This window comes from Streptomyces sp. CBMA152, from assembly GCF_014596475.1.
Taxonomy (GTDB): domain Bacteria; phylum Actinomycetota; class Actinomycetes; order Streptomycetales; family Streptomycetaceae; genus Streptomyces.
Genome location: NZ_MECJ01000029.1, coordinates 600,868 through 618,901, shown reverse-complemented (window position 1 = coordinate 618,901; position 18,034 = coordinate 600,868). Strand labels below are relative to the sequence as shown.

Genomic DNA, 18,034 nt, shown 5'->3' with positions numbered 1-18,034 from the left:
TTCCGTCAGTTATGAGGGTTACGTTTCCGACCTTCCCAGGAGCGAGGAGTACGGCGATGGACGACACCGCACGCGAACTCGGCGCCTCCCGCACGCTCTGGGAGCTCGTCGAGCGCCGAGCCGCGCTCACCCCCGACCGGCCCGTGTTCCTGGCCGGTGACCGTGTCCTCACCTTCGGCGAGCTGCGCGCGCGGGGCGAGCGGGTGGCGGCCGGGCTGTACGGGATGGGGGTGCGGGCCGGGACCGTGGTGGCCTGGCAGCTGCCGACCCGGATCGAGACGGCACTGCTGTCGTTCGCGCTGGTCCGGTTGGGGGCCGTGCAGTCGCCCGTGATCCCGTACTACCGGGAGCGCGAAGTGGGGTTCGCGCTGCGGGAGTCGGGGGCGGAGTTCTTCGCGGTGCCGGGGGTTTGGCGGGGGTTCGACTATGTGGCGATGGCTCGGCGGGTGGGGGCGCGGGGGGTGTTCGCCGCGTACGACGTGTTGCCGGACGGGGATCCGGGGGTGTTGCCTCCGCCGCCTCGCGACGGCACCTCGGTGCGGTGGATCTACTGGACCTCGGGGACCACGTCCGCGCCCAAGGGTGTGTTGCATACCGATCGGTCGTTGCTCGCGGGTGGGGGGTGTTTGGCGCATGCGTTGCGGCCGTCTTCGGATGACGTCGGCTCTATTGCGTTTCCGTACGCCCATATCGGTGGGCCCGATTACACCGTGATGCTGCTTCTGTACGGCTTTCCCGCCGTGCTGTTCGAGCACTTCGCGTTGCCGGACGCTCTGGATGAGTACCGGCGGCACGGTGTCTCCATCGCGGGTGGGTCGACCGCGTTCTACTCGATGTTCCTCGCCGAGCAGCGGAAGCGGCCGGGGGTGCCGATCATTCCTACGTTGCGGCTGCTGGCGGGTGGGGGTGCGCCCAAGCCGCCGTCGGTTTACCACGCCGTGGTGCGGGAGTTGGGGTGTCGGCTCGCTCATGGGTACGGGATGACCGAGGTACCGATGATCACTATGGGGTCGCCGGATGACAGCGACTCCGACCTGGCCACGACTGAGGGGCGTCCGCCCGAGGGGATGTCGATACGGATCGTCGACGGGGAGGTTCGGCTTCGGGGCGAGGCGGTTTGCCGGGGGTATCTGGATTCCTCGCAGAACGCGTCGGCGTTCGACTCGGACGGGTATCTGAGGACCGGGGATCTTGGTCATCTGACCGCCAGTGGGCATCTGGTGCTTACCGGGCGGATCAAGGACGTCATTATCCGCAAGGGGGAGAACATTTCCGCGACGGAGGTCGAGGACTTGCTGCATCGGCATCCTGGCGTCGGGGACGCGGCGGTGATCGGGTTGCCGGATTCTTCGCGGGGCGAGCGGGTTTGTGCGGTGGTCGAACTTGCTCCGGGTGCCGGTGAGTTGACCCTTGATTCGGTCACCGCGTTTCTGCGGGGCGAGGGGTTGGCCACGTATAAGTTGCCCGAGCAGTTGGAGGTGGTGTCGGAGTTGCCGCGTAACGACACCTTGCGGAAGGTGTTGAAGTACGAGTTGCGGGAGCGGTTTGGGGGGTGAGGGTGTTTTGCCGGGTGCGGGTTGTTTTTGGCTGGTCGCGCAGTTCCCCGCGCCCCTGGGTTCGGGGGGATCCGTCGCATCTTTTAGGTGCGGACCGTGCTTGGTTGCTCGCGCAGTTCCCCGCGCCCCTAAAAACGTAGGTGGCCCCCGGCGTCAGCTCACGCCGACAGAGCTCAGCTGTCGGTGAGCCTCCGATCTCGCCTCACGCCGACAACGGTTCCGCCTCGTCCCTCGCCGCTGCATCTACATCCCCGTACACATCGAAAAGGCGGCGCACTCCCAGTGCCGCCAGGACTCGGTTTACGTGGGAGCCCTCTACCGCTCCCCTCGCCGGGAGGATCAGGCGGAGGCGGCCCTGGCAGGAGCGGATCAGGCGGCGGGAGGCGATCAGGACTCCTACGCCGCTGGAGTCGCAGAACAGGACTCCGGACAGGTCCAGGACCAGGTCGCGGCGGCCCGCCGCCACCGCCTCGTGGACCGCCTGGCGTACCTGCGGTGCCGTCACCAGGTCCAGTTCACCCCGGACGCACACCACGGCCCATCCGCCCTGCTCGGTCTCGTTCACCATCAGCGTCACGCGTCCGGACCTCTCTGTGCAGTCGGTCCCCGTCCGTCCCTGGCGCGACTGCCCGGTCCGGGCCGTACGAAACCCCTCGCGCCCTACCACGACCTGCCCTTTCGGGGGCGCACTTGCTGCAAACGAGCGCGTCTTTCGGACCCCCGCACTACATTCGAAGGGACACGAGTGCACAGGGGCACGGACAAAAGGTACGGAACGGGCAACACGGCACACGGTTGGGGAGCCGCATGGCGAAGGACGCACCACCGCGCTGGGATCGCAGGATGCAGCAGCGCCTGGCACGCGGCGAGGCGGCCGCGCTCGGCGAGCTGTACGACCGGTTCGCCTCGCTCGTGCACAGCCTCGCCCACCGCGTCCTCGGTGACGACTCCGCCGCCGACCAGATCACCCGCGAGGTGTTCGGGTATGTGTGGGAGAACCCCGATGCCTATGACCCGAAGCAGGGGTCCATGCGGTCCTGGGTCGCCAAGCTCACCCAGCGCCAGGCCGTACTGCGACTGCGCCAGGCCGAGGCCGCGCAGTACGCGGAGCACGGCGGCGGTTCCACCGAGGAGCTGGAGGCGAAGGTCCTGCGCGCCTCGGCCGCCGCCCGCGCCGACTACATCGTGACGTCGATGCCCGCGCCCCTGCGTCAGGCGCTCGAACTCGCGTACCACGGCCGCCGCAACTACCGGCAGGCCGCCGCCGACCTCGCCATCACCGAGGACGAGGCCCGGCGCAGACTGCGGCTCGGGCTCCAGTTGCTGTCCACCGCCAACACCCGCCCGCCGGAGGGCTCCGCGCCGCCCGGTTACGGACGCGCCCGGTGAACGGGCCGGTGGAGCACGGACCGGCGCTGCCCGACGACGAGAACGGCACGCCGCGCATACCGCCACCGCGCCGCGCGGCCGACGACATCGAGGAGCTTCCCCCGGCCATGCCCGAGCCGATGCCGACGCAGGCCCCCGAGCCGGTGCGCGACGAGCCCGTGGTGCGCTCGCACGCCGTGCTGAAGTCCCTGCTCGGGGCGTGGGCGCTCGCCGCGTGCTCGACCGAGGAGACCGAGGCCGTCGAGGCGCACCTCACCGAGTGCGCGCCGTGCGCGGAGGAGGCGCTGCGGCTGCGGGACGCGGTGGGGCTGCTGCACACCGACCGCAGCCTGGACCTGGACCCGCTGCTGCGCTCCCGGGTGCTGGAGAACTGTCTGGGGCGCCGCCCGGCCCGTATCCCGGTGCCGGACTGGGCCGCTCCGTACGACGCGGAGACCGCCCGTCTGGACTCGCTGCTCAATGACTTCGGGGACGCGGAGTGGCATGCGCCGGTGCGGCTGAAGTGGTTCGAGCACGAGCGGCAGGTGAGCCGCCGCACGACCGTGGCCGGGGTGATCGGGCATCTGATGGCGGTGGACGGGCTGGTCGCGACCGCGCTCGGCCTGGAGGACCCGGCCGGTTCCTCGCTGCCGGCGGGCCCGACCGCGCGCACCGAGGCGTTCTGGACCGCCACGAGGTTCCCGCTGACGCGCGCGGTGCGCGAGCCGTGGCGCGAGCACAGCCACAGCCTGATCCGTACGGTGTCGTTCGCGGGCCGGGGCGTGGCCGAACTGGACGTCCCCTACGGCGAGTTCGCGCTGCCGCTGAAGGACGCGTTCCTCGACCGGGCCTTCGAGTGCTGGATCCACGCGGGCGACATCGCGGACGCGGTGGACTACCCGTACGAGCCGCCGTCCGGGGCGCATCTGCACAAGATGATCGACCTGGCGGCGCGGATCCTGCCGAGCGCGCTGGCGGCCCGCCGCCGCGCGGGCCTCGCGGCCCCGGCGCGCGGTCTGGTGACGGCGGGCGCGCCGGGCCGCTCGCTGTGCCTGGAGATCGAGGGCGCCGGCGGCGGCGAGTGGTTCATCGCGCTCGACTCCCCGGCCGCCAAGGGCTCGCCCGACCATGTGGTGGCGCATATCGCCGTGGACGGCGTGGAGTTCTGCCGGCTCGCCGCGGGGCACGTCCCGCCGGAGGACGCGGCGGCGGGCCGACGCGGCGACCGCGAGGCGGTCCGGGACGTGCTCTTCGCGACGGCGTCGCTCAGCAGGCTGTGATCGAGGTGGCCTGCTAGGCGAAGACGACCGTACGGCGGCCGTTGAGCAGGATGCGGTGTTCGGCGTGCCACTTCACGGCCCGCGCCAGCGCCTGGCACTCCACGTCGCGGCCGATGGCGACGAGCTGGTCGGGGGTGACCTCGTGGCCGACCCGCTCGACCTCCTGCTCGATGATCGGGCCCTCGTCGAGGTCCGCCGTCACATAGTGCGCGGTGGCACCGATCAGCTTCACCCCGCGCGCGTGCGCCTGGTGGTACGGCTTCGCGCCCTTGAAGCTCGGCAGGAACGAGTGGTGGATGTTGATGATCCGGCCGCTCAGCTGCTTGCAGAGGTCGTCCGAGAGGACCTGCATATAGCGGGCGAGCACGACGAGCTCGACGTTCTCCTCCCGTACGAGATCGAGCAGCTCGCCCTCGGCCGCCGCCTTCGTCTCCTTCGTCACCGGGATGTGGCGGAAGGGGATGTCGTACGAGGACACGAGTTCGGCGAAATCCGTGTGGTTGGAGACCACGGCCGCGATCTCCACCGGCAGCGCGCCGATCTTCGAGCGGAACAGCAGGTCGTTGAGGCAGTGGCCGAACTTGGAGACCATCAGGACGATCCGCATGCGCTCGTCCGCGCGGTGGATCTGCCAGTCCATCTGGAAGGAGTCGCCCACGGCCGCGAAGCTGGCGCGCAGCTTGTCGACGGTCACCGGAGCCTCGGCCGAGAAGTGGACGCGCATGAAGAAGAGACCCGAGTCGCGGTCTCCGAACTGCTGACTGTCCTCGATATTGCAGCCGGTGATGAAGAGATAGCTCGACACGGCGTGCACGATGCCCTGTTTGTCCGGGCAGGAGAGCGTGAGGACGTACTGGTCAGTCATCCAGGCAGGATGCCACAAGCGGCCGGTCGCCCCGGCCATCGCTCAGGATGCGGACCCGTACGTGGACACCCCTTGGGGAGGCTCAGGCCGAGCGCGTCTGGATCCGCAGGACCTCAAGGGAGCGGGGCGCGGCGTCCGGGTCGTCCGCGTCGTTCACCGCGAGCCGCACATGCGCCTCACGGGCCGCGCGGACCGCCTCGGGCCAGCCGTGGTGGGCCACGAACGCCGAGATCGGCGCGTCCGCCCCCACCTGGTGCATGATCCGCAGCACCCGCAGCACGGCGACGTCCACCAGCGCGGCCTCGCCGGAGTCGCGGAAGACCGTCCCGACGTATTTCTCCGCCGACCAGTTGTCCAGCCAGGTGTCCTCGACCAGCCGGTAGACGGCGTCGGTGATGTCCCCGTACCCCTCCCGCCCGGCCAGCCAGGTGTCCTGGTGGAAGGACTCGTCGGAGAGCATGTGCAGCGCCGAGCGCACGTTCGCGCGCCAGCGCCACCACGGCATGTCATTCAACGGCATGCCGCCCATGGTGGAGGAGCGACGGCCGCGACGGGAAGAGCTGGCTGAACCTTGCTGCACGCGTTCGATCGTACGTTCCCCTTGTTCGGGGCGTCCCTTGCCCCCGTAATTCACCTGCGCGTCACCGAGCGTTGACCAATGCCCACTCCCCCGTTACCCATGAGGCGGAATTGTGCAGGGACATGACCGGATGGCGCAGCTCCTCCTCCTCCCGCCCCTGGAAGTCCGTGACGGCCGCGTTAGTCGTCGCGTCAACGGCGGCCGGGGCCGCGCTGTTCTCCGGCTGTGGCGCACTCCCTGGAGCCGCGGGGGGCTCCAGGGAGCCTGTCACCGTCATGACCTGGGCGCCCGACGGCACCCGTGCGACCAATATGCCCGGAATGCCGTCCATGGCGAAGGCGTACGCGCGCTGGGTCAACGCACACGGCGGCATCGACGGCCACCGCCTCGACGTCCTCACCTGCAACGAGCAGAACACCGCGACCGGCGCCGCCGAGTGCGCCCGCCAGGCGGTGAAGGCGCACGCGGTCGCGGTCGTCGGCTCCTACAGCCAGTACGGCCGCGCCTTCATGTCCCCGCTCGAAGCCGCGGGCATCCCCTACATAGGCGGCTACGGCGTCTCCGACGAGGAGTTCTCCAGCGCGCTCTCCTACCCCGTCAACGGAGGCCAGGCCACCCTCCTGGCGGGCAGCGGCAAGCAGTTGGCGCTGTGGTGCGACAAGGTCGCGCTCGTACGGCCCGACACCGTCTCCGGCGACCTGCTGCCCCAGCTCCTCAACGAGGGCCTGTCCGCCGCCCACCGCCGCCAGGCCGCCGACATCCGTACGGCCGACGACGTCAGCGACTACACCCAGCAGGCCCAGGACGCGCTCGTGAAGGCCGGGGCCGACCCCGGACTGCCGGACCACATCGGCAAGAAGGCGGCGGCCGACCGGGCGCGCAAGGGGTGCGTGACGGCGGTCCTGGGCGATCGGACCGAGACGTTCTTCGACTCCTTCCGGCGCGTGGAGAGCGACGACCAGAAGGTGCAGGTCGCCTCCGTGCTCGGCTCGGTCGGCCAGCCGCTGGTGGACCGTACGGGCGGCAAGGACGGCCCGTTCGAGGGCGCGTACATCACCGGCTGGTACCCGGAGGCGGGCGACGCGCGCTGGGCGCCGATGCAGGAGGTCATCCGGGAACAGGCGTTCCGGGACGACACGATCGACGCGGCGGACGCGGGCGTCCAGACGACGTGGATCGCCTACACGGTCCTGAAGCGGGTCATCGAGTCGCTCGACCAGAACGACGTCGCCGCGCACGACCTGGTCCGCGCGCTCAACAAGGGCGTCAGCGTGGACACGGGCGGGCTGACGCCGACGCTGCGGTGGAAGTTCGAGGACATGCTGGCGGCGCCGGACTTCCCCCGGATCGTCAACCGGGACGTGACGTTCCAGGTGGTGAAGGACGGGCGCCTGGTGGCCGCGAAGAAGGGCTTCACGGATGTGAGCGGCACGCTGGAGGACGCGTCGGCCCTGGGCTGACGCGCGCCCGTCCGTACGGCGGGGTCGCGACGGCCCGTACGGACGGAAGCCTCACGCCTCGGAGCCGGGAACCTCGGCTCCGGGAACATCAGAGCTGGGACGAGGAGCGCTTCGTGAGGCCGTACTTGCCCGCGATCGCGTTCCACAGGCCCGCCGCCTGCTGCTTGGCGACGGTCGCCTCGCCGCTGGCGCGGTCGCCCTGGGCCGCCTCCGGCCCGTAACGGGCGTGGCCGCCGTGCTTGCAGGCCTTGCCCTTGCCGGACTGGTCGGCCCAGGAGGCGTAGTGGTTGTCGGCGGAGGCGGACGCCTGCCACGCCTTGGTGAGCTGGGCGGTGAGCTTGGCGTTGTTCGGCAGCTTGTCGACGGCGACCTTCTGGAGCCGGGTGACCAGGTCGCCGCGCTGCTTGGCCGCGTCGCGCAGCGTGGAGGCGGCCACGTCGAGCTTGTCGCAGCTGCGGATGTTCGCGACCGCGCCGATCACCGCGTCGCGGCTGTTGTTGCTGTCGGCGAGGAGCTTGTCGAGCTCGACGGCCTGCGCCTTGGCGGGGTCGTCGCCGGGCTTTGCGCCGCCGTCGGTGCCGGCGGTCGGCGTGGTCGCGGCGATCGGGGTGTTGTCGTCCTTCTTGCTGTCGCCGCCGCCACCGCTGAGGAGGTACCCGGCGCCGAGCCCGACCACCGCGAGGCCGACACCGACGGCGGCGATGATGCCGAGGCGCGAGCGGCGCCGGGGCTCGTCGTCGTAGGAGTCGTACGCGTACGCGTCACCGGGCGGCGGGGGCTGCTGCTGGTACTGCTGGGCCGACGGCGGCTGCTGGAACTGCGGCGGCTGCGACTGCGGCTGCACCTGGACCGAGGGGGCCGTGTTGAACCGGCCCAACTGCTGGGTCTCGCCGCCGCGTTGGGGCTGCGGTGCCCCGTCGGTACGGAAGAGGCTGTCGAACTCGGCGGGAGGCTGCCGCTCCCCGGGCTCGCCCGGACGTATGCCGTACGGGGTGTCCTGCGGGGGCGCGGGGACCGCCGAGGCCGCCGGGACCGGCGGCAGGTACTGGGTCGCGTCGGCGCCGCCGGGAGTCTCCGGCGGCAGGGCGCCGGGGGGCGCCGGGGGCACGGGCGCGAGGTACTGGGTGGCCTCCGCGCCGCCGGGGGCCGGGGGCACGGGCGCGATGAACTGCGTCGCCTCGGAGGCGCCGGCCGGGCCGGGGACGGGGGCGATGTACTGGGTGGCGTCCGAGGCGCCGGGGGCCGCGGGCACGGGCGCGATGAACTGCGTCGCCTCCGAGGCGCCGGGCGGGGGCGCGCTCAGGTACTGCGTCGCCTCCGAGGTACCGGCCGGGGGTGCGCTCAGGTACTGCGTCGCCTCCGAGCCGTTGTCGGACGCCGGGACGGGCGGGATGTACTGCGTGGCGTCCGTGGTCTCGGCGGGCAGCGGCTGGGCCCAGACGGTCGCCGGGCCCTGCGCGGCCGGTGCCTGCGCGGGCTGCTCGGGCCGGTCCGGGCCCCACGGCTGGCCCCAGGACTGCCCGGCGGGCGGCGCCGCCTGCGGGGCCGGGGGCCAGGGGGCGGATCCTTCGGCGGGCAGCACGACGCCCTCGTGTGCGGGCCGTACAGCGGGCAGCTGCGGCTCGTCACCCTGTCGGCTCTGCGTCACCGGGACTCCTACGCGTGGGATCTACGGAACGTCGGGTCACGCTACCGGGTCCCCCATCGGGGTGCCACGCCCACCTGTCCCGGGACGCCCGACGCGCTCCCTCCGGTTCCCCCCGGCGCACTCCCCTGTGTCGTATGGAGCCTGCGAGCCGCGCCCCCTGCGAGGCGCGGCTCGCCCCTCACGCCGCCTGCAGCTCCAGGCGCGCCCCGAACTCCCGTACCGCCGGCTCGTCCGCGTACGGCTCAAGGCGCTGCTGGAGGTCGTCCAGGTAGTCCGCGCCCCGGTTGGTGCGCAGGGTCGAGAGGAGGTCCACCGCGCGCGTGCCGGTGGAGCAGGCCAGTTCCACCTCGCGCTGCTGGACCTGGGCGGTGGCCAGCAGGATCAGTCCGATCGCCCGGCGCCGCGCGCGGGTCTCGGGGTGGCCCGCCAGCGACTCCTCGGCTCGGCGTGCGGCCGCCTCGGGCTGGCCGAGGTCGCGGTGGCAGTGCGCGAGTTCGTCGGAGAGGTAGGCGTGGTCGAAGTGGGCGATCCAGGACGGGTCGTCGCCGGACTCCGCCGACGCCTGCTCCATCGCCGCGAGCGCGCGCCCGGCCACGATCTGGCAGGTGCGCGCGTCGCCGAGGAGCGCGTGGCCGCGTGCCTCGGCCGCGAAGAACATCGCCTCCGCGCGCGGGGTGACCCGGCCCCGGGATCCCTCCTGGGCGGCCCGGGCCAGCTGGGCGATCTCGCGCGGGTTGCCCAGCTGCGCCGCGAGGTGGCTCATGGACGCGGCGAGCACGTAACCGCCGTAGCCCCGGTCCCCGGCCGCCTGGGCGAGCCGCAGGGCCTGGATGTAGTAGCGCTGGGCCAGGCCCGGCTGGCCGGTGTCGACGGCCATGTAGCCCGCCAGCTCCGTGAGCCGCGCCACCGCCGCGAACAGCTGGCGCCCGACCGTCTCGCGGTAGGAGCCCGCGAGCAGCCCGGAGACCACGCTGTTGAGGTAGTGGACGACGACCGGGCGCACGTGCCCGGAGCCGAACCGGTGGTCGAGCTCGACCAGCGCCTCGGTCATCGCCCGTACCGCGTCGACGTCCGCGACCCCGACCCGCTGCCCGGCGCTCCGCGCGACCTGCGCGTCCGCCCCGGTGATCAGCCAGTCGCGGCTCGGCTCGACGAGCGCGGAGGCGGCGACCGTGGAGCCGGTCAGGAAGTCGCGTCGGCCCACGTCGCTGCGCCACAGCTCGCAGACCTGCTCGATGGCGCCGAGGACGGTGGGCGAGAACTGCAGGCCCACCCCCGACGCCAGGTTCTTGCCGTTGGCCATGCCGATCTCGTCGATCGTCACCGTCCGCCCGAGCTTGCGCCCGAGCGCCTCGGCGATGATCCCCGGCGCCCGTCCCCTGGGCTGCTGGCCGCGGAGCCAGCGAGCCACCGATGTCTTGTCGTAGCGAAGGTCGAGCCCGCGTTCGGCGCCGACCATGTTGACGCGCCGGGCGAGACCCGCGTTGGAGCACCCGGCTTCCTGGATGAGCGCCTGCAGCCGTTCATTGGGCTGGCGGGCGACTAGAGGCCTGGCTGCCATGTGAACCCCCTGAGGCGGCAGTTGATCACTCCTGTGATCACTGCCCTGCGAAAAGGCAGAGAATGCGAAGGAACCGAAGGAAAGCGTTGGAACCAGGAAATGCCCTCGAAATCGGACGACTTGTCGCATGAAGGAACGAACAGTCGTACCTCTGTGGCATTGCCGTGTTTCTGTGGGATCCCCCCGCATGTGACTACCCGGAACAAGAGGCGCGACCTCGCGCGCGCCCCCGTCCATGCACCCATGCGCCCCGGATGCAGGATCGATGCTCCTGCCCCGCAAGCGGCGCGCCCGTAACCCGAGGTGATGGCGGTAGTTGAGTTCTGCGTGGAAGAGACCATCACAGGCACGGAAGCCGCACAGATCCCCAAGCAGCGCGGCGACCAGCTCCTCGACAGCGCGGTGCGGTACGCGGAAGAGCGGCACTGGGACGTGTTCCCCGGCACCTGGCTGGAGGCGGCCGAGGGCGTCGAGCACTGCTCGTGCGGCGATGCCGCCTGCCCCTCGCCGGGCGCGCACCCGTCCCGGCCGGACTGGGCGACCCAGGCCACCGGGAGCGCCGTCGCCGCCCGCCGGTTGTGGTCGAAGCAGCCCAAGGCGTCGATCCTGCTGCCCACCGGACGGACCTTCGACGCGATCGACGTACCGGAGTCGGCGGGCTTCCTGGCGCTGGCCCGGATGGAGCGGATGGAGCTCACCCTCGGCCCGGTCACCTGCACCCCGGACCGCCGGATGCTCTTCTTCGTGCTGCCCGGAGCCGGTGTGAAGGTCCCCGATCTCGTCCGCAAGCTGGGCTGGACGGCGGCCTCGATCGATCTGATCACCCGGGGCGAGGGGCATTACGTGGCGGCCCCGCCGACCCGCGTCGGCGGCCATGGCGCGGTCCAGTGGGCCCGGCGCCCCACCCCGGCCAACCGCTGGCTGCCGGACGCGGAGGAACTGATCAGTCCGCTTGCCTACGCCTGTGGCCGCGAGGCCGCCTCCGCCCGGGTGCGCCGCTCGTAGGCTGGTCCCCGTGGACGTACGGACAGACGTACGGACGGGGACGAAAGGCAGCACGATGCCGGACCAGACATTCGGTGACTCCTCCGACACCGCGGGCGGTGCACCGGGCGCCCCGCCCGCCGTCCGGGTGCGGGGCCTGTGGAAGCGCTTCGGCGAGCAGATCGCCGTGGCCGGGATCGATCTGGAGCTCCCGGCGGGGAAGTTCATCGGCCTCGTGGGTCCCAACGGGGCCGGCAAGACCACCACGCTGTCGATGGTGACCGGGCTGCTGCGGCCCGACATGGGCAGCGTCGAGATCGGCGGCCACGACGTCTGGCGCGACCCGGTCGCCGTGAAGGCCCGGATCGGCGTGCTGCCGGAGGGGCTGCGGCTCTTCGAACGCCTCTCGGGGCGCGAACTGCTCGCGTACACCGGGCGGCTGCGCGGGCTGCCGGGCGGCGAGGTCGACAAGCGGGCCACCCAGCTCCTGGACGTCCTGGACCTGGCGGGCGCCCAGCACAAGCTCGTCGTGGACTACTCGACGGGCATGCGCAAGAAGATCGGGCTCGCGGCCGCGCTGCTGCACAACCCCGAAGTGCTGTTCCTGGACGAGCCGTTCGAAGGCGTCGACCCGGTCTCGGCGTCGACGATCCGCCGGGTCCTGGAGCGCTACACCACCTCCGGCGCCACCGTCGTCTTCTCCAGCCACGTCATGGAGCTCGTCGAGTCGCTGTGCGACTGGGTCGCGGTGATGGCCGCCGGACGCATCCGCGCCCAGGGCACGCTCGCCGAGGTCCGGGGCGGCTCCGACTCACTGCAGAACGCCTTCCTCGAACTCGTGGGCGCCCACGACCGGGACGCCGGCGACGCGCTCGACTGGCTCGGCGGCGGTGCGGCGCGATGACCACCACCACCGAAGCGACGCCCGCCCCCGTGGGCACCGTCCCGCTCACCCCCGTCTTCGTCCGGCTCAAGCTCTCGCTGCTCAAGAACGGGCTGCGGCAGTCCGGCGGGCGCCGCACCGCCTACATCGTCTCGGCCGTGCTCGCCCTGCTCTTCGCGGCCCTCCAGCTGATCGGCCTGCTCGCGCTGCGCGACAACGCGCACGCGGGCACGGTCGCCGTGCTCGCCACCGCTGTCCTCGCGCTCGCCTGGACGGTCATGCCGCTGTTCTTCCCGAGCGGCGACGAGACCCTGGACGCGACCCGCCTGGTGATGCTGCCGCTGCGGCCGCGCCCGCTGATCGTGGCGCTGCTCGCGGCCTCCCTCGTCGGCATCGGGCCGCTGTTCACGCTCTGCCTGGTGCTCGGCTCGGGCATCGCGGTCGCCCACAGCGCTGCCGCCGCCCTCGTCGCCGTCGTCGCGGTGCCGCTGACGATCCTGGTGTGCGTGGCGCTCGCCCGGACCGTGGCGGCCGCCAACACCCGGCTGCTCACCTCCCGCAAGGGCCGCGACCTCGCGGTGCTCAGCGGTCTGGTGATCGCGGTGGGCTTCCAGTTCGTCAACTTCGGCATGCAGAAGCTCGGCGACTCCGGCGGCCTGTCCGCACTCGACCCGGCCGCGAAGGTGATCCGCTGGGTGCCGCCGGCCGCCGCGATCGGCGCCGTGGACTCGGCGAGCCAGGGCTCGTACGGCCGCATGGTGCTCCAACTCCTGCTCACCGCCGTCGCGTTGGGCGCCCTGCTGTACGCCTGGCAGCGCTCGCTCACCCAGCTGATGACAACCCCCGACGGCTCCACGCTGCGCCCCGACGCCGCCCGCAAGGAGTCGCGGCCGGGACTCGCCGGACTGCTGCCGCAGAACCGCACCGGCACCGTCATGCTGCGCACCCTGCGGTACGTGTGGCGCGACCCGAAAACCAAGGCGTCCTGGATCACCTCGCTCGCCATCGGCCTCATCGTGCCGGTCTTCAACGCCCTCCAGGGCCACGGCACGGTGTACTTCGCCACGTTCGGCGCGTTCATGCTGGGCGCGCAGATGTACAACCAGTTCGGCCAGGACACCTCGGCGTTCTGGATGGTCGTCCAGACGATCTCGTCCTCCCGGGACGCCTATCTGGAGCTGCGCGCCCGCGCCCTGGCGATCCTGTTGGTGACGGCCCCGTACACGGTCCTGGTCGCGGTGGTGACGGGCTCGCTGACCGGCAAGTGGCATGCGTTCCCCGAGGCGTTGGGGCTCTCCTTCGCGCTGCTCGGCGCGATGCTGGCGACCGGCGCGTTCGCCTCGGCGACGTTCCCGTACTCGATCCCTCAGGACAGCCGCAAGAACGTGGCACCCGGCCAGGGCGGCATCGCCTTCCTCGCCATCACCGGCGGCATGATCAGCAGCGGTCTGCTGTGCCTGCCGATGATCGCCCTGGTGATCTGGCTGCACGTCTCCGGGAGCGGCGCCGTGTGGCTGGCCCTGCCCGCCGGTGCGGTCTACGGGCTGCTGATCGTGTACGCGGGGCTGCGCGCGGCCGCACCGCGTACGGCGAAGCGGCTGCCGGAGATCCTGCTCGCGGTCAGCCGGGGCTGATCCCCGACCCCGCCGGGCCGCCCCTCGTGGCCCGGCGGGGCCCCGCATCACTCCGCCGGGTGACGTCCGCATGCGCGCCGGGACGAGCGTGGGTAGATCTTTTGTGTGACCGCGTACCGAGTGTCCCCGAGAGCCATGATCGCCGGGCTGGCCGCTTCCATACTGCTGTTCGGCGTGGGCTGCGCCACCGGCGAGCGGGCCTCGGACGCGCCGAAGGCCGACGCCTCACAGCATGTGCACGAGGGCGACGAGAGCCCGGGCTTCCACGACCGCCCCGAAGCCCAGGGCCCGGGCCCGCTGCCGTACACCCCGCTGTGCCGCGCGGCGAAGTGCATCGCGCTCACCTTCGACGACGGGCCCGGCCCGTACACCGCGAACCTGCTCGACATACTCGGCAAGGAGGGCGTGCGGGCGACGTTCTTCCTGGTCGGCGACAAGCCCGTGCACACGTATCCCGATCTCGTACGGCGCATCGCCGCGCAAGGTCATGTGATCGGCAACCACACCTGGACGCACCCGGTCCTGACCGGACTGCCCGACGCCGAGGTGCTGCGCCAGCTGAGCCTCACCCAGCAGGTGATCCAGCAGCTCACCGGCCACAAGCCCACGCTGATGCGGCCGCCCAAGGGCCTCACCGACACCCGCGTCACGGGCGCGACCCGCGCGCTCGGGCTCTCCCAGATCCTGTGGAACGTGACCGCGACGGACTACCACAACCGCACCACCGAGCTCGTCCGCAAACTGGTCCTGGAGCGGGCGCGGCGCAACGGCGTGATCCTGCTGCACGACGTCCTGCCGTGGACCGTGCCCGCCGTGCCGGGGATCATCACGGGCCTGCGCGCGGCGGGCTACACGCTGGTGACGGTCCCGCAGCTGTACGAGAACATGCAGCCGGGCGAGCAGTACCCGGTGTGGGCGACGCCCGCGCCAGCTCCCAAGCCGCACAGCTGAGTTCGGGGCGGGGCCGGTTTCAGGGCGACGGGACCGGGTGGCCCGCCGTCTCCTCCAGGAACGGCTCGACCACCTCGCGCCAGCCCTCCGGCCGGTCGTAGTGGACGAGATGGCCGGCGTCGGCCACCTCCGCGTACTGCCCGAACGGCAGCTGGCGGACCATCTCCTGCGCCTCGGCCCGGCCGAGCTCGCCGTCGAGGCCGCGCACCACGAGCGCGGGGCAGCGCACCTGCGCCAGCTCCTCCCAGTGCGCGTCGTACACCCAGGTCTCGCGGGACTTCAGCATCTGGCGGCGCGAGAAGACCGGGCGCCAGCCGTCGGCGCGCTCGGCCATCACCTCGGCGAAGAAGTCGCCCCGGGCGGGACTGGGCCGCTCCACCCACGGATCGTCCTCGCCGAACCACTTGCGTACGTCCGCGAGCGTCGCGAACGGGACCGGCCAGGACTTGAACCAGTCCTCCCACTCGCGCTGGGAGGCCGCGCCGAGCGCCGAGGCGCGCATGTCGCAGATGACCAGGGCCCGTACAAGGTCGGGGCGGCGGGCGGCGAGCTGCCAGGCGGTGAGGGCGCCCATGGAGTGGCCGACGAGGGTGACGGGGGCGAGGTTCAGCTGTTCGATCGCGGCCTCGGCGTCCGCCACGTACGCCTCGCGGGTGAAGGGGCCCTCGGCGGGCTTGTCGCTGCGGCCGTGGCCGCGCTGGTCGAGGGCGACCGCGCGGTGGCGCTCGGCGAGCCAGCGGGCCGTGGCCGCCCAGTGCGCCGCGCGCCCCATCAGCCCGTGGAGCAGCAGCACCCCGGACGCCGGGTCGGACTCCCGGCGGCCCTTGGGCGGGTCCGCGAACTCCCAGGCAGCGAGGCGTACGCCATCGGATCCCGTCACGTCGATGCGTCGCACCATGTGTCCTGGCACCCCCTTCAGCCCCCGAGCTCCGAGGTCAGTTCACGGCAGGGTATCGAACCTCTATTCGAAAACTGGCGTCTCTCGCGCAACACCCCTCGTTCGAGTGACCCGACTCAAGGATTGACGGCCCGCGCCGAGGGGAGATCTTCTGCGGGAGGCGGGCGGCCGTCGGGCAACCGAGAGGCCGACCCGAGGGAGCTGACCCCGAGAGCTCGGGGCTCCGGGTCAGCACCGGGGAGGGCAGGCCCCGGCGCCGCAAGGCGTCGGGGCCCTCTGCGTGAGGGCCCGCTGCATCCGGGCGTCCCACGTCCAGGACCGTCGCATCCCCGCCGAAGACGGGAGCAACCGGGACGATCCGCACGATCCCCTCACCTCCCCGGCCGTACACCCTTCAGGTCATATGCCTCAAGACAGCCTGGCACGCGATCCGCCCGACCGCTGCCGTTCCGACCGGAAATCGTGGGCACCGACCCAGGGCCGGACATCTGCTCAACTCCCTTGCGCCCCAGGGGAAACGGGGGCGGGGCCGGGAATCCTCTCCCGGCCCCGCCCGACACCTACGGCTTCCCGCACGCGCCCCGTCGCTCCCTCACGTCCGTACGCGACCTACCGCTTGGCCACGAACACGTGCGACGCCACGTCCGCGCCCAGCTCGGCCGCCTCGCCGCTGCTGCCGACCAGGACGCCGCCCGGGGACGCGGTCACACTGACCACGGCGCCGGGCTGCACACCCGCGCGGCGCAGCGTGTACATCAGCTGGGCGTCCGTCTGGATCGGCTCGCCGATGCGGCGCACGACCACGGTCATGCCGTCGGCCGTCGCCTCCAGCTCGTTCAGGCTGATGATCCCGTCCTCCAGGAACGCGTCGGCCTCGGCCTTCTCGCCCAGCTCCTCCAGGCCCGGGATCGGGTTGCCGTACGGCGACTCGGTGGGGTGGCGCAGGAGCTCCAGGACGCGGCGCTCGACCGCCTCGCTCATCACGTGCTCCCAGCGGCAGGCCTCGGCGTGCACCTGCTCCCACTCCAGGCCGATCACGTCGACGAGCAGGCACTCGGCGAGGCGGTGCTTGCGCATCACCCGGGTCGCAAGGCGGCGGCCCTCGTCGGTCAGCTCCAGGTGCCGGTCCCCGGCGACCTGCACCAGACCGTCGCGCTCCATGCGCGCGACCGTCTGGCTCACCGTCGGCCCGCTCTGGTCGAGGCGCTCGGCGATCCGGGCGCGCATGGGGACCACACCCTCTTCCTCAAGTTCGAGGATGGTGCGGAGATACATCTCCGTCGTGTCGATCAGTCCGGACATACGTGCCCCTCGATGCTGTGACTGGTAAAAGCACTCGTGCGCTGGCCCTGGCTCAATTCTGACGCATACCACTGACAACCGTGCCCCGGCGGAGGACCGGCCCGCGCGACACCGGGGCCGTCCGCCCGCGCCCGGCCCGCCCCGCCGTGCGCCGGTGCGCGCGGCAGGGCGTATTGACACGGGAATGGTCCAGACCGCAACGTGTGCGGCGGCACCGACATTCCCACCGCGCACTCCCCCCGACCCACCCCACCGATTCTCACCCCGGAAAGGGCCCAGGCGATGAGCGAGAGCAAACTGGCCGGTCAGTTCTTCGACGCCGCCATCGGGCTGCTCCAGCGGGTACGGGACGAGGAGGCCGGGAACATCGCCGCCGCCGGGACCGCCGTCGCCGACGCGGTCGCCTCGGGCGGCCGCCTCTTCGCCTTCGGCGCGGGCCACTCCTCGCTGCCCGCCCAGGACGTCGTCTACCGGGCCGGCGGACTCGCCCTGATGAACCTGCTCGCCGTCCCCGGCACCGTCGGCGTCGACGTCATGCCCGCCACCCTCGGCTCCGCCCTGGAGCGCGTCGACGGCCTCGCGAGCGCGGTCCTGGACTCCAGCCCCGCCCGGCCCGGCGACGTCGTCGTGATCATCTCGCTGTCCGGCCGCAACGCGCTGCCGGTCGAGATGGCCATGAACGCGCGCGCCCTCGGCCTCAAGGTCATCGGCGTCACCTCGGTCGCGTACGCCGAGGGCACCAAGTCGCGGCACGTCTCCGGCACGTTCCTGCGCGACCACTGCGACATCGTCCTCGACAGCAAGATCGCGATCGGGGACGCGGAACTCACCCACGAGGGCGTCGAGGCCCCCTTCGGACCCGCCTCGACCGTCGTCACCAGCGCGCTGATGCAGGCGATGATGGCGGCCGCCGCCGAGTCCCTGGCCGAACGCGGCATCGAGCCGCCGCTGCTGCGGTCGGGGAACGTGGACGGCGGGCACGAGTGGAACGGGCGGGTCATGGCGGAGTACCGGGAGCGGATCTTCTTCCGGCCGTAGGCCTTTATGCCGTAAGCCTTTGTGCC

Annotated in this window: 16 protein-coding genes; 9 read left to right on the top strand and 7 right to left on the bottom strand. The window is 71.9% G+C overall.

The annotated features are described in order from the left end of the window. Positions 1 to 56: 56 nt before the first annotated feature. Positions 57 to 1,556: a class I adenylate-forming enzyme family protein gene (locus BG418_RS29930; protein ID WP_188277101.1), complete on the top strand. Its 1,500-nt coding sequence runs from the start codon at positions 57 to 59 to the stop codon at positions 1,554 to 1,556. 202 nt (positions 1,557 to 1,758) lie between these two features. Here the strand turns inward: BG418_RS29930 and BG418_RS29925 are convergent, their stop codons facing one another. Then, positions 1,759 to 2,133: an STAS domain-containing protein gene (locus BG418_RS29925; RefSeq protein ID WP_188277100.1), complete on the bottom strand. Its 375-nt coding sequence runs from the start codon at positions 2,131 to 2,133 to the stop codon at positions 1,759 to 1,761. Between the two features lie 230 nt (positions 2,134 to 2,363). Here BG418_RS29925 and BG418_RS29920 point away from each other — a divergent pair, with 230 nt between their 5' ends. Both BG418_RS29920 and BG418_RS29915 read left to right on the top strand, forming a co-directional pair. Next, positions 2,364 to 2,945: a sigma factor gene (locus BG418_RS29920; protein WP_188277099.1), complete on the top strand. Its 582-nt coding sequence runs from the start codon at positions 2,364 to 2,366 to the stop codon at positions 2,943 to 2,945. 107 nt (positions 2,946 to 3,052) lie between these two features. Beyond that, positions 3,053 to 4,204, top strand: coding sequence for a zf-HC2 domain-containing protein (locus BG418_RS29915; protein ID WP_188277291.1), 1,152 nt, complete (start codon positions 3,053 to 3,055; stop codon positions 4,202 to 4,204). A 13-nt stretch (positions 4,205 to 4,217) separates the two neighbouring features. Here the strand turns inward: BG418_RS29915 and purU are convergent, their stop codons facing one another. Next, complete coding sequence (gene purU, locus BG418_RS29910) at positions 4,218 to 5,069, bottom strand: formyltetrahydrofolate deformylase (protein ID WP_188277098.1); 852 nt, start codon at positions 5,067 to 5,069, stop codon at positions 4,218 to 4,220. An 82-nt stretch (positions 5,070 to 5,151) separates the two neighbouring features. After that, positions 5,152 to 5,598, bottom strand: coding sequence for an SCO4402 family protein (locus BG418_RS29905; protein ID WP_188277290.1), 447 nt, complete (start codon positions 5,596 to 5,598; stop codon positions 5,152 to 5,154). Positions 5,599 to 5,771: 173 nt separating this feature from the next. Between BG418_RS29905 and BG418_RS29900 the strand changes: the two genes are divergently transcribed. Beyond that, positions 5,772 to 7,109 (top strand): ABC transporter substrate-binding protein, encoded by a 1,338-nt coding sequence (locus tag BG418_RS29900; RefSeq protein WP_188277097.1) that lies wholly within the window; start codon positions 5,772 to 5,774, stop codon positions 7,107 to 7,109. Positions 7,110 to 7,197: 88 nt separating this feature from the next. Here BG418_RS29900 and BG418_RS29895 read toward each other — a convergent pair whose 3' ends face one another. Both BG418_RS29895 and BG418_RS29890 read right to left on the bottom strand, forming a co-directional pair. Beyond that, on the bottom strand, positions 7,198 to 8,757 hold the full coding sequence (locus BG418_RS29895; RefSeq protein ID WP_188277096.1) for a hypothetical protein: 1,560 nt from the start codon (positions 8,755 to 8,757) through the stop codon (positions 7,198 to 7,200). A gap of 178 nt (positions 8,758 to 8,935) precedes the next feature. Beyond that, positions 8,936 to 10,318: a transcriptional regulator gene (locus BG418_RS29890; RefSeq protein WP_188277095.1), complete on the bottom strand. Its 1,383-nt coding sequence runs from the start codon at positions 10,316 to 10,318 to the stop codon at positions 8,936 to 8,938. Positions 10,319 to 10,624: 306 nt separating this feature from the next. Between BG418_RS29890 and BG418_RS29885 the strand changes: the two genes are divergently transcribed. The 4 genes from BG418_RS29885 to BG418_RS29870 all read left to right on the top strand — a co-directional run bounded on the left by BG418_RS29885 (position 10,625) and on the right by BG418_RS29870 (position 14,770). Beyond that, complete coding sequence (locus BG418_RS29885) at positions 10,625 to 11,323, top strand: bifunctional DNA primase/polymerase (RefSeq protein ID WP_188277094.1); 699 nt, start codon at positions 10,625 to 10,627, stop codon at positions 11,321 to 11,323. Positions 11,324 to 11,378: 55 nt separating this feature from the next. Continuing rightward, the gene (locus tag BG418_RS29880) at positions 11,379 to 12,206 is read left to right on the top strand and encodes an ABC transporter ATP-binding protein (RefSeq protein WP_188277289.1); all 828 of its coding nucleotides are present in this window, start codon (positions 11,379 to 11,381) and stop codon (positions 12,204 to 12,206) included. Further along, a complete protein-coding gene (locus tag BG418_RS29875) occupies positions 12,203 to 13,819 on the top strand; it encodes a transporter (protein WP_188277093.1) in 1,617 nt (538 codons plus the stop codon). Before BG418_RS29880 ends, BG418_RS29875 begins: the two co-directional genes overlap by 4 nt. Positions 13,820 to 13,924: 105 nt before the next feature. Continuing rightward, positions 13,925 to 14,770: a polysaccharide deacetylase family protein gene (locus BG418_RS29870; RefSeq protein WP_317453799.1), complete on the top strand. Its 846-nt coding sequence runs from the start codon at positions 13,925 to 13,927 to the stop codon at positions 14,768 to 14,770. Between the two features lie 19 nt (positions 14,771 to 14,789). On the opposite strand, the gene BG418_RS29865 is transcribed toward BG418_RS29870, so the two are convergent. Continuing rightward, positions 14,790 to 15,668, bottom strand: coding sequence for an alpha/beta fold hydrolase (locus tag BG418_RS29865; RefSeq protein WP_188277092.1), 879 nt, complete (start codon positions 15,666 to 15,668; stop codon positions 14,790 to 14,792). A gap of 609 nt (positions 15,669 to 16,277) precedes the next feature. Next, positions 16,278 to 16,970 (bottom strand): metal-dependent transcriptional regulator, encoded by a 693-nt coding sequence (locus tag BG418_RS29860; protein ID WP_188277091.1) that lies wholly within the window; start codon positions 16,968 to 16,970, stop codon positions 16,278 to 16,280. A 282-nt stretch (positions 16,971 to 17,252) separates the two neighbouring features. On the opposite strand from BG418_RS29860, the gene BG418_RS29855 reads away from it, so the two are divergent. Beyond that, positions 17,253 to 18,008 (top strand): SIS domain-containing protein, encoded by a 756-nt coding sequence (locus BG418_RS29855; RefSeq protein WP_188277090.1) that lies wholly within the window; start codon positions 17,253 to 17,255, stop codon positions 18,006 to 18,008. Positions 18,009 to 18,034 lie beyond the last annotated feature (26 nt).